We start from the raw sequence: 13,551 nt of genomic DNA on the forward strand, positions 1-13,551 counted from the left end.
AGGCCCCCCGAGGCAGTCCTCAGAACACCTCGTCGGGGTGCGTCAGCCGCCACCAGGCCCCCGGCTCGGCGATGGTCGCGTCGAGTTCGAGCGGGACGACGTGTCGCTCGTCGTCGACCGTGAAGGTCACCTGACCGACCCGGGTGCCCGCCGGGGCCGCGCCCACCTCGTCGGTCTCGACCGAGGCCACGACGGTCTCGTCGCCCCAGACGAGCACGCTGGCGTCCTCGGCCGCGACCGCGTGGGCACCGCTGCCCCAGGGCAGCTCGTAACCGGCGAAGACGTCCCCGCGGTCGGTCAGCGTGACCGTCCGGAACCGGTCGGCGACGCTGGCGAGCAGCGCCTGCACGTCACGGTCGAGCGAGTCGTGGTCGACCCCGCCGAGCATGGCGCCGACCACGGTGACCTGCCGGTCGCCGACGGTGTAGTCCGCCGCGAAGAGCAGGCAGGCGCCCGCCTCGTCGAGGGTGCCGGTCTTGATGCCGACCACGCCGTCGAGGCCCAGCACCTCGTTGCTGTTGCGGATCTCGCCGATGCCCGGCACCGTGGCCGTCGTGGTGCCGACCGTGCGGGCCACGTCGGGGTCGGCCAGGGCCAAGCGGCCGAGGGCCACGAGGTCGGTCGAGGTGCTCGTGTTCTGCGGCGAGAGCCCGGTGGGCTCGACGAGGGTGGTCGAGGTGAGTCCGTGTCCGGCCAGCCAGGCGCGCGCCGCCTCCACGAACGCCTGGTCGCTGCCGTACGCCCAGCGGGCCAGCACCTCGGCGTAGTTGTTGGCCGACTCGATCAGCATCACCTCGAGCACCTGACGCTCGGTGAGCGACTGACCGGCCGCCATCGGCGCGACCTTGCCGTTCTGTGCCCGGTACGAGTCGACGAGCGCCGCCTCGGCCGCACCGAAGGTCAGGGTCGGTCCGTCGCCCCCGTCGAGCGGCTTCTCGTCGAGCACGACGAGGGCGGTGACCACCTTGCTGATGCTCGCGATCGGACGGGGCCGTTCGTCGCCGCTCGTCGTCAGGCTGTCGTCCCAGCCGACCGCCTCGACCGCCGTCGCACCGTAGTCCGGGAAGCTCAGGTCGGGGCTCTGCTCGTCCGGAGCGGCGTACTCGGCCACGTCGGCCGCGGCCGGCGCCAGCGGGCTGAGCAGCGCCAGGGGGACGTACCCGCCGACCCCGACGACGAGGGCGAGCAGCGCGATCACGCCCACGCGCCTCCTGACGGTGCCCGGGCGCCGGGGTCCGACGCGGGTCACGAGTCCGCCGCCCCGACCGTCGGCACCCTCAGGGCCCAGAGGGCGACCGCCGAGGCCGCCGCGACGTTGAGGCTGTCCACGCCGTGCAGCATCGGGATGGTGACGACCGTGTCGGCCGCCTGCAGGGCGGCCCGGCTGAGGCCGTCCCCCTCGGTGCCGAGCAGCAGGGCGACGCGGTCGGGAGGCGCGGCCGCGTAGGCGTCGAGGGTCACGGCGTCGTCGCTCAGCGCCAGGGCGGCGACCTCGAACCCCGCCTCGCGCAGCAGCGCGGTCCCGGACGGCCACTCGGGCAGTCGCGTCCACGGCACCTGGAGGACCGTGCCCATGCTCACGCGCACGCTGCGGCGGTAGAGCGGGTCGGCGCAGCGCGGGGTGATCAGCACGGCGTCGGCCCCGAGGCCCGCGACGGCACGGAAGATCGCCCCGACGTTCGTGTGGTCGACGACGTCCTCGAGCACCACGACGCGGCGGGCGCCCTGCAGCACGGAGGCGACCGACGGCAGCTCGGGCCGGTGCATCGCGGCGAGGGCGCCGCGGTGGAGGTGGTAGCCGGTCAGCGTCTCGAGCAACGCGGCGTCGCCGACGAAGATCTCGCCGTCGTGGTCGGCCACCAGCGGCTCGACGTCGGGCAGCCACCGGTCGGTCATCAGCACCGACCGGGGCACGTGGCCGGCCCGCAGCGCCCGCTCGATGACCTTCGTCGACTCGGCGATGTAGAGCCCGCCCTCCGGCTCGGACACGCGCCGGAGCGCGACGTCGGTGAGCCGGGTGTAGTCGGCCAGGGCCTCGTGGTCGAGGTCGGTGATGCGGGTGACGTGCACGGTGCTCCACGGGGGACGGCCCCGACGGGCGGACGGCCGTCGGAATCGAATCGGAGGGGGACGCGTTTAGGCTAGCGTCACCGCACCCGAAGGAGCCCCACCCGTGTCGAACGCCCCCGCGGCACCCACCGACGAGCAGGCCCTCGAGGCGGCGGTCGAGGCCCTCCGCGGGCGCCGCGTGGCCGTGCTCACCGGTGCCGGGGTCAGCACCGACTCGGGCATCCCCGACTACCGGGGCGCCGGGGCTCCCCCGCGCAACCCCATGACGTTCCAGCAGTTCTTGTCGAGCGAGGCCTACCGCAAGCGCTACTGGGCCGGCAGCCACCTCGGCTGGAAGTCCTTCCGCGCCGCCGGGCCCAACGAGGGGCACCGGGCCCTGGCCCGGCTCGAGGCCGCGGGCGTGACGAACGGCGTGATCACCCAGAACGTCGACAACCTGCACGTCCGCGCCGGGTCGCGTCGCGTCGTCGACCTGCACGGCACGGTCGACCGGGTGGTGTGCCTCACCTGCGGGCAGGCGTTCGCCCGCGACATGGTCGCGGCCCGCCTGGCCGCCGAGAACCCCTGGATCGACGAGCCCGACCTGGTGCGCCTCGCACCCGACGGCGACGTCGAAGTCCACGACATCGACGCCTTCGTCGTGCCGACCTGCACGGTCTGCGGCGGGCTGCTCAAGCCCGACGTCGTCTTCTTCGGCGAGTTCGTGCCCACCGAACGGTTCGCCGAGGCGCGGTCGATGGTGGTCGGGGCCGAGGCGCTGCTCGTCGCCGGGTCGTCCCTGGTGGTCAACAGCGGCATCCGCCTCCTCGACCAGGCGACGCGACGCAAGCTGCCCGTGGTCGTGCTGAACCGTGGTGCGACCAAGGGCGACTCGCGCGCCACCGTTAAGCTGGACGCCGGCACGTCGGAGACCCTGGCTGCCCTGGCCGAGCACCTGGGAGCGTGACCTCCGGGGCCGCCCCACCGGAGGAACGATGACGCTCTTGTACCTGGTCCGCCACGGCGAGACCGACTGGAACCGCGCGCGCCGCATCCAGGGCTCCACCGACATCCCCCTGAACGACCTGGGTCGGTCGCAGGCCCGTGAGGCGGGTGACCTCCTCGCCCGTCGTCGCTTCGACGCCGTCGTCGCCAGCCCGCTGTCCCGGGCCGCCGAGACCGGCTCGATCATCGCCGACCGCCTGGGGCTGGCCGCACCCGAGCTCGTCCCCGAGGTGGCCGAGCGGCGGTACGGCGACGCCGAGGGCCTGACCGGCGAGCAGGTCGAGGCGAGGTTCCCGCACGGCAAGCCGGTGCCCGGCCGCGAGAGCCGTGGCGCCCTGGTCGCCCGGGTGCTGCCCGCGCTCGCCTCGATCGCCGCGCGGCACGGCGCCGACGCCTCCGTGGTGGTCGCCACGCACGGCGCCGTCATCCGCGCCGTGGTGAACCACGTCTCGCCCGACACCGACGCGCACCTCGGCGTGCCGATCCGCAACGGGTCGGTCCACTCGTTCGAGTTCGCGGGCGACGCCCTCGTGCTGCGCGAGTTCGACGACCCGATCGAGGTCGAGTCCGAACGCCCGGGCACCTACGACTTCGAGTACCAGAACGCCCTCGAGCGCGAGGGTTCCGACCCCGCGTGACCGCGGGGGCGGCGATCGCCCTCGTGAGCGCCGACCGGGCGGGTGCCGGCCCGTGCGGCTACCGTCCGCGCGTCCGCCGCCGGTGGCTGCCCGCCGCCGCGACGTCCGCCAGCATGCGCAGCAGCACGTCGGCCGAACCACGCCAGCTGAACCGGGCGGCCTGCTCGATCGACGCGGCCGAGCGCGCCTCCCACTCGCCCTCGAGGCGACGCACCGCCGCGGTGACCGACGCGGGCGACGACGGGTCGAAGTAGAGGGCCGCCGTGCCTCCGATCTCGCGGAAGATCGGGATGTCGCTGACGACCGCGGGCGTCCCGAGCGCCATGCCCTCGACGAGCGGGATGCCGAACCCTTCTGCGCGCGACGCCGTCACGACGGCCGTCGCGCCGAGCAGCGCCTCACGGTACTCGTCGTCGCTCGCTCCGTCGTGGAACACCAGCGAGCCGGCGGGCGCGACGGCCTCCAGGGAGGCGCGCTCGGCCTCGGACACCCGGCTCATCAGGTGCAGTCGGTAACCGTCGAGCAACGGTAGTGCCCTGGCCAGCGTGGCCACGTTCTTGTACGGCATGAACGAGCCCATGTAGACGAGGTCGCGCCGTTCGGGCGCCGTGCGAGGCGCTGCGTCGTCGACCGCGTCGGCGGCGTTGTACACGACGGTGACGGGTCGCCGGGTCAGCCGGTGGCGGCGCATCTGGTCGCGCGTGGTGCGGCTCACGGTCACGACGGCGTCGGCCCGGTCGAGCAGCACCCGCTGCGGCCACCAGGCCAGGTGGTACAGCCGCCACAGCAGCCGGATCGGCAGGGCGAACTCGGGCGGGGGCGTGCGGTTCGTGTAGTAGATCAGGTCGTGCAGGGTGAGGACGAGCGGGTAGCGGCGCCCGAGCGAGCCCATCGTCTGCATCGGCGACCAGACCACGTCGGGCCGCAGCCGGTTCACCTGGAGGGCCACGAGCGGCTCACGGACGCTCGTCGGCGAGCTGACGAGCAGGTGCGGCCGGTCGGGCAGCTTGTCGAGCTGACGGGTGTCGCTGACGAGCATCGTCACGTCGTGGCGCTCGGCCAGCGCCGAGACGACGCCGGCGCTGAACCGGCTGATGCCGTCGTGGCGCCCGACCCGCACGTACCGGCAGTCGACGACGATCTTCATCGGACGAACGCCTGGATCGCGGCGGCGGCCTGACGCGGCTTCTCGTAGTGGATCAGGTGGCCGACCCCCTCGATCACGGCGAGCGTCGCGTCGGGGAAGACCGACCGCAGCCGGTGCTGGGCGGGCAGGGCCGTGATGTCGTCCCGGTCGGCGGCGACCAGCAGGGTCGGCACCGTCACGCGGGCCGCGTACGTGCTGACGTCGCTCGACACCGAGGCTCGAAAGGCGTCGAGCACGACGCGGCGGTCCGAGAACCGAGAGAAGTAGCTGTCGTGCTGGTCGTGGATCCACCGGCGCAGCGACCGGTCGTGCGTCTTGACCATGGCCAGGCTGGTGAACCGGGTCACGGCGGCGTTCCGCAGGACCTGCTGGCCGGCACGCTCGGGCAGGGCGGCCCCGGCCCAGTAGTAGAAGACGGCCAGGCGCGTCACCACGCCGCGCGGCCCCTGCAGGGCCGGCGCGGCGATCGGGTTGACCAGGACGAGCCGGGAGGCGCGGAGCCCGTCCGCCACCGCGGCCGACGTCACGATCGAGCCGAACGAGTGCCCCAGCACCACGACGTCGTCGCCGAGCGAGAGGGCCGCCACGAAGGCGGTGAGCCAGCGTGCGTAGGCCGCCACGCTGTGCTCCCCGTCGAGCGGGGTCGACTCGCCGAAGCCCGGCAGGTCGGGCATCACCACCCGCGCGTGCTCGAGGTGTGCCACGACCGGTTCGAGACCGTGGTGGTCGCCCCGGAAGCCGTGGACCGCGACGATCGTGACCCGCGCCTCCTGCCCCTCCGGAGCTTCGTAGGTCCAGTACCGGGTCACGCTGCCGGCGACCTCGACGACGTCGTCGCGCACGGGGCGGGCGTCGAGGCGGGCACGGTACGGCGACTTCACGCGCGGGGGTCGGACGATCACGCGCCCGAGTCTACGAGCGACGCGCTGATCGGAGTGCGCGCCCCACGGCGTCCGCCCGTAGGGTGGGCGCGTGAGCTTCACTGCCCCGATCCAGCAGCCCGGACTGACCCTCGACCCCAACTGGCACCGCCGCGCCGTGTTCTACGAGGTGATGGTGCGGTCGTTCGTCGACAGCAACGGCGACGGGGCAGGTGACCTGCAGGGGCTGCTCACCCGGCTCGACTACCTGCAGTGGCTCGGGGTCGACGCGCTCTGGCTGCCGCCGTTCTTCCAGTCGCCCCTGCGCGACGGCGGTTACGACATCCAGGACTACAAGGCGATCCTGCCCGAGTTCGGAACCCTCGACGAGTTCCGCGACCTGGTCACCAAGTCGCACGAGCGCAACATGCGCATCGTCATCGACATGGTGCTGAACCACACGAGCGACCAGCACGAGTGGTTCCAGCAGAGTCGCGAAGACCCCGAGGGTCCGTACGGCGACTTCTACGTGTGGCGCGACACCGACGAGGAGTACTCGAACATCCGCGTCATCTTCGTCGACACCGAAGAGAGCAACTGGACGTTCGACCCGGTGCGTCGCCAGTTCTTCTTCCACCGCTTCTTCTCGCACCAGCCCGACCTCAACTTCGAGAACCCCGCCGTCCAGGAGGCCGTGTTCGACGTCGTGCGGCACTGGTTGGCGATGGGCGTGGACGGGCTCCGGCTCGACGCGATCCCCTACCTGTTCGAGACAGAAGAGGGCAACGGCGAGGGCGAGCCGGCGACCCACGACTTCATCAAGCGGCTGCGCGCCATGGTCGACGAGGAGTTCCCCGGGCGGGTGCTCATCGCCGAGGCCAACCAGTGGCCCGCCGAGACCGCGGCCTTCTTCGGCACCGAGGACGAGCCCGAGTGCCACATGGCGTTCGACTTCCCGGTCATGCCGCGCATCTTCTACTCGCTGCGCGCGCAGAGCGCCGACGAGCTGAAGCGCATCCTCTCCGAGACCACCGAGGTCCCGCCGGGGGCGGCCTGGGCGGTCTTCCTGCGCAACCACGACGAGCTGACCCTCGAGATGGTCAGCGAAGAGTACCGGCAGGCCATGTACGGCTGGTACGCCTACGACCCGCGCATGCGGTCCAACATCGGCATCCGACGCCGGCTCGCCCCGTTGCTCGACAACTCGCGGGCCGAACTCGAGCTCGTGCACGCGCTGCTGTTCTCCCTGCCCGGCAGCCCCTTCCTCTACTACGGCGACGAGATCGGCATGGGCGACAACATCTGGCTGCCCGACCGCGACTCGTCGCGCACGCCGATGCAGTGGACCCCCGACCGCAACGCCGGCTTCTCGACGGCCGACCCGGGCAAGTTGTTCCTGCCGGTCGTCCAGTCGCTCGTCTACAACTACAACCTGGTGAACGTCGAGAGCCAGCTGGCCCAGTCGCGGTCGCTGCTGCACTGGGTCCGCAACGTCATCCACGTGCGCAAGGCCCACCCGACCTTCGGCCTCGGCACCCTCGAGGTGCTCGGGACGAACCAGGAGTCGGTGCTGTCGTTCGTCCGCTCGTACGAGGGGGCCGGCACGCAGTTCGGCGACTCGGCCGAGGACATCCTCTGCGTCTTCTCGTTCGGTCACAACCCGACGTCGGTCGACATCGTCGCCCCGCAGTTCGCCGGGCGCACCTTGTTCGACCTGTTCGGCGGGGCGCAGTTCCCGTCGTTCGACGACGAGGGCAAGGTCACGCTCACGCTCGGCACGCAGGCGTTCTTCTGGCTGCACGTCGGCGACGTGCCCGTCGCCGGGACGCCCGCTGTCGGTGGCGCCTCCTAAACTCGTGGCGTGACTGACACCGAGACGACCGGCACCGCTCCCGACCTCGCGGCCGTGGGCGAGCCGCCGGCCTCGTGGTGGCAGGCCCTCGGCGTCTTCGACCTCGAGACCACGGGCATCGACGTCGAGACGGCCCGCATCGTCACGGCGCACGTGGGCTTGATCGACGCCACGGGGGCGACCGTCGCGCACGGTGAATGGCTCGCCGACCCGGGGGTCGAGATCCCCGAGCAGGCGAGTGCCGTCCACGGCATCTCGACCGAACGGGCCCGCGCCGAGGGGCGCCCGGCGGCCGAGGTGGTCGCCGAGATCGTGGCGGCCATCCGGGCCGTCTTCGCGCGGGGCGTGCCGCTCGTCGTGTACAACGCCCCCTACGACCTCACCCTGCTCGACCGCGAGGCCCGGCGCCACGGCGTCGAGCCGCTGGGCGAGGTGGGCGACATCGGTTGCGTCGTCGACCCGCTCGTCATCGACAAGGCGGTCGACACCTACCGCAAGGGCAAGCGGACGCTCGAGGCGGCGGCCGCGGTCTACGGCGTCTCCCTCGACGACGCCCACGACGCAGGGGCCGACGCCGTCGCCGCGGGGCGGGTGGCCCAGGCCATGGCCAGGCGGTACCCCGACCGGCTCGACGTGCCGGTGACCGAGCTGCACGACCTCCAGGTGGGCTGGTGCTCGACCCAGGCCGAGAGCTTCCAGCAGTACATGCGTCGCGCCAAGGACCCGACCTTCACGGCCCACGGCGACTGGCCGCATCGACCGCTGCCGTTCTCCTGAGGCTCCTGCTCGTCGTGCGCCCGGGGCCCAGATGCACGAACGGGGCGGTCCACCGAAGTGGACCGCCCCGTTCTGGCGTGTGGGCCGGAGCCTACTTGCCGAAGTTCTTGTAGCGCGAGTTGAACTTCTCGACGCGGCCGGCCGAGTCGAGGATGCGCTGCTTGCCCGTGTAGAACGGGTGCGACTCGGACGAGATCTCGACGTCGATGACCGGGTAGGTCTCACCGTCGAGCTCGATGGTCTTGTCGCTGGTCGTCGTGGAGCGCGTGAGGAACGTGGCGCCCGACGCGAGGTCCCGGAAGACGATCTGCTTGTACTCGGGGTGGATGTCGGTCTTCATGATTGTCCTAGGTCTAGCGAACGAGTGGTGGTGGTGAGTTCAGGAGGCACGCGCAGCATGACTGCGGGCCAGCTGTCCACGATACCAGACCGAGGGCCGGGATCGTGGGAGGCGCGGGTCAGTCCGCCGCGCGGGCCGAGTACCGGCCACCGTCGGACTCGACGCGCAACTCGAGGCCGAACGTGGCGCCGAGCGTCTCGGCGGTGACGACCTCGTCGAGCGGTCCGGCGGCGACGACCGAGCCGTGGTCGAGCAGCAGGGCGTGCGTGAAGCCCCGGGGGATCTCCTCGACGTGGTGGGTGACCATGACGATGGCCGGCGCCCCCTCGGACGAGGCGTAGCCCGAGAGCATGCGGAGCAGTTCTTCGCGGGCGCCGAGGTCGAGGCTGGCCGCGGGCTCGTCGAGCAGCAGCAGCTCGGGGTCGGTCATCACCGACCGGGCGATCTGCACGCGCTTCTGCTCGCCGTCGCTGAGTTCGCCGAAGGCGCGGTCGGACAGGTGGTCGAGCTGCCACTCCTCGAGGACGCGGTGGGCGCGGCGCACGTCGACGCCCTCGTACTCTTCGTTCCAGCGCCCGGTGACCGAGTACGCGGCGGTGAGCACGACGTCGACGACCTTCTCCTTCGCGGGGATGCGTCGGGCGATCGCGGTCGAGGCGAACCCGATGCGGGTGCGCAGCTCGAAGAGGTCGACGGAGCCCAGGTCGCTGCCGAGGATGCTCGCCTGCCCGCTGGACGGGTGGCTCTGAGCCGCGGCCACCTGGAGCAGGCTCGTCTTGCCGGCGCCGTTCGGGCCGAGGACGACCCAGCGCTCGTCCGAGTCGACCGTCCAGGTCAGCTTGTCGACGACGGGGGTGCCGCCTCGGACGATCGAGACATCGGTGAGCTGCAGGACGGTAGGCATGCCGCTCAGCCTAGTTGAGCAGACCCTGGTAGATCCGCAGGGTCTGCTCGGCGATCCGCCCCCACGAGAACTCCTCCTCGGCGCGCATGCGGCCGGCCCGACCCATGAGGCGGGCGAGGGCGGGGTCGGAGACGACCTCGGTCAGCGTGGCCGCGAGGTCGGCGACGAAGCGTTCGGGGTCGACCGGGGTGCCCGTGCCGTCCTGCACCTGTTCGAGCGGCACGATGCGGCCCGTCAGGCCGTCGGCCACGACCTCGGGGATGCCGCCGGTGTCGGAGCCCACGACCGGCACGCCGCACGCCATGGCTTCGAGGTTGACGATGCCGAGGGGCTCGTAGACCGAGGGGCAGACGAACGTGGTCGCCTGGCTCAGCACGGCGCTGAGCTGGTGGCGCGGCAGCACGGTGTCGATCCAGACCACGCCGGTGCGCTCTTCTTGCAGTTCGCGGACGAGGCCGGTGACCTCGGCCATGATCTCGGGGGTGTCGGGGGCACCGGCGCAGAGCACGAGCTGCACGTCGGCGGGCAACAGCTTGGCCGCGCGCAAGAGGTACGGCAGGCCCTTCTGGCGGGTGATCCGGCCGACGAAGACGACCGAGGGTCGGTCGGGGTCGATGCCCAGGCCCCGCACCAGCTCGGCGTCCTCGACGCGCTGCCAGCCGTCGAGGTCGATGCCGTTGTAGACGACCTCGACCTTCGACTCGTCGATCGACGGGTACGAGCGCAAGATGTCCCGGCGCATGCCGTCGCTCACCGCGATGACGCGGTCGGCCGTCTCGTAGGCCTGTCGTTCGATCCAGCTCGAGACGCGGTACCCGCCGCCGAGCTGTTCGGCCTTCCAGGGGCGGAGGGGCTCGAGGCTGTGCGCCGTGAGCACGTGCGGCACGCCGTGCAGCATCTGGGCGAGCTGGCCCGCCGCGTTGGCGTACCAGGTGTGGCTGTGGACGACGTCGGCACCGGCGACGTCCTGGGCCATCGTGACGTCGACGCCGAGCGTCCGCAGGGTCGCGTTCGCCTGGTCGAGCTGGGGCAGGTCGGGGTACCCGGTCGTGTCGGGCTCGGGGTCGACCTCGCCGAAGGCCCGCACCTGCACCTCGACGCCGCGGCGGAGGGCCTTGACCAACTCGACGACGTGGACGCCCGCGCCCCCGTAGACGTTGGGCGGGTATTCCTTGGTGATGACATCGACTCGCACGTCGTTCACCGTAGTCGTGCGGGCCCGAATCGTGCCATTCTGGCCCCATGGCATCAAAGAAGATCTTCGGCATCGTCCTGGCTGGTGGCGAGGGCAAACGCCTGATGCCCCTGACCGCGGACCGCGCGAAGCCCGCAGTCCCGTTCGGTGGCAACTACCGTCTCATCGACTTCGCCCTGTCGAACCTGATCAACTCGGGTCTCCGCCAGATCGTCGTCCTGACCCAGTACAAGTCGCACAGCCTCGACCGGCACGTGTCGCAGACCTGGAGCATCGAGGGCCTCCTGGGCGCGTACGTCGCCTCGGTCCCGGCCCAGCAGCGGCTCGGCAAGCGGTGGTTCGCCGGCAGCGCCGACGCCATCCTGCAGAGCCTCAACCTGCTGCGTGACGAGAAGCCCGACATCGTCGTGGTCGTGGGCGCCGACCACGTCTACCGCATGGACTTCTCGCAGATGATCGAGGCGCACATCGCCTCGGGCGCGGGGGTCACGGTGGCCGCGATCCGTCAACCCATCTCGCTCGCCGACCAGTTCGGCGTGATCGAGGTCGACTCCGACGACCCGACCCGCATCGGGCGCTTCCTCGAGAAGCCCAAGGACGCGACGGGCCTCCCGGACTCCCCCGACGAGATCCTCGCCTCGATGGGCAACTACGTGTTCGACGCCGACGTCCTCATCGACGCCGTGCTGCGGGACGGCGAGAAGCCCGACTCCGACCACGACATGGGCGGCGACATCGTCCCCGACTTCGTCTCGCGCGGCGACGCGGCCGTCTACGACCTCAACCGCAACGAGGTCCCCGGTTCGACCGAGCGCGACCGTTACTACTGGCGCGACGTCGGCACCATCGACTCGTTCTACGACGCGCACCGCGACCTCATCTCGGCGCTGCCGATCTTCAACCTCTACAACACCGACTGGCCGATCTTCAGCCAGCAGCTCAACTCGCCGCCGGCGAAGTTCGTGCGCGACGGTCACGGCAACCTCGGCACGACCATCGACTCGATCGTGTCGCTCGGTTCGCTGCTCTCGGGCGCGCACGTCGAGCGCAGCGTGCTGGGCCCCTGGTGCACCCTCGACAGCGGTTCGCGAGTCGTCGACTCGGTCGTCTTCGAGCGGGCCCACGTCGGACCGAACGCCGTCGTCAACCGGGCGATCCTCGACAAGGACGTCGTCATCGCGGCGGGTGCGTCCGTCGGCGTCGACCCCGAGGCGGACCGGGCCCGCGGCTTCACGGTGACGCCGTCGGGCATCACGGTGGTCGGCAAGGGCGTCCGGGTCGACCAGTAGCAGCCCGGCGTCACACGGGCGACGCGGTGCGTCGGCGGCCCTAGGCTGTCGGCGTGCCGCGTTTCCTCATCGTCCTCGACGTCGACTCCACCCTGATCGAGGACGAGGTGATCGAGTTGCTGGCCGACGCCGCGGGCTCCCGCGAGCGGGTCGCCGACATCACGTCGAGGGCCATGGCCGGTGAGCTCGACTTCGCGACGAGCCTCGCCGAACGCGTGGCGACCCTCGAGGGCTTGCCCGCGTCGGTCTTCGACGACGTGCGGTCGCGCCTCACCCCGACCCGCGGCGTCCGCGACCTCGTCGACGGCGTGCACGCCGCCGGCGGCCTCGTCGGCGTCGTGTCGGGCGGGTTCCACGAGACGCTCGACCCCCTGGCCGACGACCTCGGCCTGGACTTCCGCCGGGCGAACCGGCTCGAGCTGCACGACGGCCGCCTGACCGGGCGCGTCGCGGGCCCGGTGGTCGACGCACGGGCGAAGGCGGACTCCCTCCGGGGGTGGGCCGAGGAGGCGCGGGTCGACCTCGCGCACACGGTCGCGGTCGGCGACGGGGCCAACGACCTCGAGATGATGGCCGTCGCCGCGCTCTCGGTGGCGTTCAACGCCAAGCCGACCGTCCGCCGGCGGGCCGACGTGGTCGTCGGGACGAACGACCTGTCACAGGTGCTGCCCCTGCTCGGGTTGCGGGGCTGATCCCCCGTCGACGCGGGCCGACGTCGTCGGCGACCCGCGCCTCCTGGACCCTGCGGGCCTAGTGGCCCATGCCGAGGCCGCCGTCGACGGGGACGACGGCACCCGAGACGTAGCCGGCGTCGTCGCCGGCGAGCCACGCGATGGCCTTCGCGACCTCGGAGGCCGTACCGTAGCGGCCGGCCGGGATGCTCTTCTTGTACTCGGCCTGCTGGTCCTCGGGCAGCACCGCCGTCATGTCGGTCTCGACGAACCCGGGGGCGACGACGTTGGCGGTGATGCCCCGACCGCCGAGCTCGCGGGTGAGCGACCGGGCGAAGCCGACGAGGCCGGCCTTCGACGCGGCGTAGTTCGCCTGGCCCGGTCCGCCGTAGAGGCCGACCACGCTCGAGACGAGCACGATGCGGCCGAAGCGGGCCTTGAGCATGCCCTTGGAGGCGCGTTTGACGACGCGGAAGGCCCCGCCCAGGTTCGTGTCGACGACCGACGTGAAGTCGTCCTCGGTCATGCGCATGAGCAGGCCGTCCTTGGTGATGCCGGCGTTCGCGACGACGACCTCGACCGGGCCGAGCTCGGCCTCGACGGTCGTGAAGGCCGCGTCGATCGAGGCCGCGTCCGTGACGTCGGCGACCACGGTCAGCGTGCCCTCCGGCCCCTGGCCGCTCCGGGCCGTGACGGCGACGCGGTGGCCCTGGGCGACGAACTCCTCGGCGATGGCGAAGCCGATGCCTCGGTTGCCACCCGTGACGAGGACGGTGCGGGGCGTGGTCATGGTGGTCTCCTCGTGTGCGATCTCGACGGTCGCC

General features: G+C 71.8%; 14 protein-coding genes. 6 read left to right on the forward strand and 8 right to left on the reverse strand.

The window, feature by feature from the left end; all coding sequences use genetic code 11:
* Window positions 1-19: 19 nt before the first annotated feature.
* Complete coding sequence (locus ABID81_RS07455) at window positions 20-1,198, reverse strand: D-alanyl-D-alanine carboxypeptidase family protein (protein WP_354594177.1); 1,179 nt, start codon at window positions 1,196-1,198, stop codon at window positions 20-22.
* 47 nt (window positions 1,199-1,245) lie between these two features.
* Window positions 1,246-2,070 (reverse strand): TrmH family RNA methyltransferase, encoded by an 825-nt coding sequence (locus tag ABID81_RS07460; protein ID WP_354594178.1) that lies wholly within the window; start codon window positions 2,068-2,070, stop codon window positions 1,246-1,248.
* A gap of 103 nt (window positions 2,071-2,173) precedes the next feature.
* Here ABID81_RS07460 and ABID81_RS07465 point away from each other — a divergent pair, with 103 nt between their 5' ends.
* The gene (locus tag ABID81_RS07465) at window positions 2,174-3,016 is read left to right on the forward strand and encodes an NAD-dependent protein deacetylase (RefSeq protein ID WP_354594179.1); all 843 of its coding nucleotides are present in this window, start codon (window positions 2,174-2,176) and stop codon (window positions 3,014-3,016) included.
* A 28-nt stretch (window positions 3,017-3,044) separates the two neighbouring features.
* Entirely contained in the window at window positions 3,045-3,692 is a 648-nt protein-coding gene (locus ABID81_RS07470) for a histidine phosphatase family protein (protein ID WP_354594180.1), read from the forward strand.
* Between the two features lie 58 nt (window positions 3,693-3,750).
* Here the strand turns inward: ABID81_RS07470 and ABID81_RS07475 are convergent, their stop codons facing one another.
* Together ABID81_RS07475 and ABID81_RS07480 are read right to left on the reverse strand one after the other, a co-directional pair.
* The gene (locus ABID81_RS07475; RefSeq protein ID WP_354594181.1) at window positions 3,751-4,839 is read right to left on the reverse strand and encodes a glycosyltransferase family 4 protein; all 1,089 of its coding nucleotides are present in this window, start codon (window positions 4,837-4,839) and stop codon (window positions 3,751-3,753) included.
* Window positions 4,836-5,741, reverse strand: coding sequence for an alpha/beta fold hydrolase (locus ABID81_RS07480; protein ID WP_354594182.1), 906 nt, complete (start codon window positions 5,739-5,741; stop codon window positions 4,836-4,838). The genes ABID81_RS07475 and ABID81_RS07480 overlap by 4 nt, the downstream gene beginning before the upstream one ends.
* A gap of 70 nt (window positions 5,742-5,811) precedes the next feature.
* On the opposite strand from ABID81_RS07480, the gene treS reads away from it, so the two are divergent.
* Together treS and ABID81_RS07490 are read left to right on the forward strand one after the other, a co-directional pair.
* The gene (gene treS / locus ABID81_RS07485) at window positions 5,812-7,551 is read left to right on the forward strand and encodes a maltose alpha-D-glucosyltransferase (RefSeq protein WP_354594183.1); all 1,740 of its coding nucleotides are present in this window, start codon (window positions 5,812-5,814) and stop codon (window positions 7,549-7,551) included.
* 54 nt (window positions 7,552-7,605) lie between these two features.
* On the forward strand, window positions 7,606-8,328 hold the full coding sequence (locus ABID81_RS07490; RefSeq protein ID WP_354594331.1) for a 3'-5' exonuclease: 723 nt from the start codon (window positions 7,606-7,608) through the stop codon (window positions 8,326-8,328).
* A gap of 91 nt (window positions 8,329-8,419) precedes the next feature.
* Here ABID81_RS07490 and ABID81_RS07495 read toward each other — a convergent pair whose 3' ends face one another.
* From ABID81_RS07495 to glgA, 3 genes are all read right to left on the reverse strand, one after another.
* On the reverse strand, window positions 8,420-8,668 hold the full coding sequence (locus ABID81_RS07495; protein ID WP_043594989.1) for a type B 50S ribosomal protein L31: 249 nt from the start codon (window positions 8,666-8,668) through the stop codon (window positions 8,420-8,422).
* 118 nt (window positions 8,669-8,786) lie between these two features.
* Entirely contained in the window at window positions 8,787-9,572 is a 786-nt protein-coding gene (locus ABID81_RS07500) for an ABC transporter ATP-binding protein (protein ID WP_354594184.1), read from the reverse strand.
* 10 nt (window positions 9,573-9,582) lie between these two features.
* Window positions 9,583-10,767 carry a glycogen synthase gene (glgA, locus tag ABID81_RS07505; protein WP_354594185.1) on the reverse strand — a complete coding sequence of 395 codons (1,185 nt, stop codon included), beginning with the start codon at window positions 10,765-10,767 and terminating at the stop codon, window positions 9,583-9,585.
* Window positions 10,768-10,814: 47 nt separating this feature from the next.
* Between glgA and ABID81_RS07510 the strand changes: the two genes are divergently transcribed.
* Window positions 10,815-12,056, forward strand: coding sequence for a glucose-1-phosphate adenylyltransferase (locus ABID81_RS07510; protein WP_056256261.1), 1,242 nt, complete (start codon window positions 10,815-10,817; stop codon window positions 12,054-12,056).
* 53 nt (window positions 12,057-12,109) lie between these two features.
* A complete protein-coding gene (gene serB / locus ABID81_RS07515) occupies window positions 12,110-12,748 on the forward strand; it encodes a phosphoserine phosphatase SerB (protein ID WP_354594186.1) in 639 nt (212 codons plus the stop codon).
* A gap of 58 nt (window positions 12,749-12,806) precedes the next feature.
* Here serB and fabG read toward each other — a convergent pair whose 3' ends face one another.
* Complete coding sequence (fabG, locus tag ABID81_RS07520; RefSeq protein WP_354594187.1) at window positions 12,807-13,517, reverse strand: 3-oxoacyl-ACP reductase FabG; 711 nt, start codon at window positions 13,515-13,517, stop codon at window positions 12,807-12,809.
* Window positions 13,518-13,551 lie beyond the last annotated feature (34 nt).

It is taken from the genome of Frigoribacterium sp. PvP054 (genome assembly GCF_040547465.1).
Taxonomy (GTDB): Bacteria; Actinomycetota; Actinomycetes; order Actinomycetales; family Microbacteriaceae; genus Frigoribacterium.

Excerpts from the sequence above, each read along its gene's own strand:
- fabG (WP_354594187.1), bottom strand. The coding sequence starts at position 13,517 with ATGACCACGCCCCGCACCGTCCTCGTCACGGGTGGCAACCGAGGCATC.
- ABID81_RS07470 (WP_354594180.1), top strand. The coding sequence starts at position 3,045 with ATGACGCTCTTGTACCTGGTCCGCCACGGCGAGACCGACTGGAACCGC.
- ABID81_RS07500 (WP_354594184.1), bottom strand. The coding sequence starts at position 9,572 with ATGCCTACCGTCCTGCAGCTCACCGATGTCTCGATCGTCCGAGGCGGC.
- ABID81_RS07495 (WP_043594989.1), bottom strand. The coding sequence starts at position 8,668 with ATGAAGACCGACATCCACCCCGAGTACAAGCAGATCGTCTTCCGGGAC.
- ABID81_RS07475 (WP_354594181.1), bottom strand. The coding sequence starts at position 4,839 with ATGAAGATCGTCGTCGACTGCCGGTACGTGCGGGTCGGGCGCCACGAC.
- ABID81_RS07510 (WP_056256261.1), top strand. The coding sequence starts at position 10,815 with ATGGCATCAAAGAAGATCTTCGGCATCGTCCTGGCTGGTGGCGAGGGC.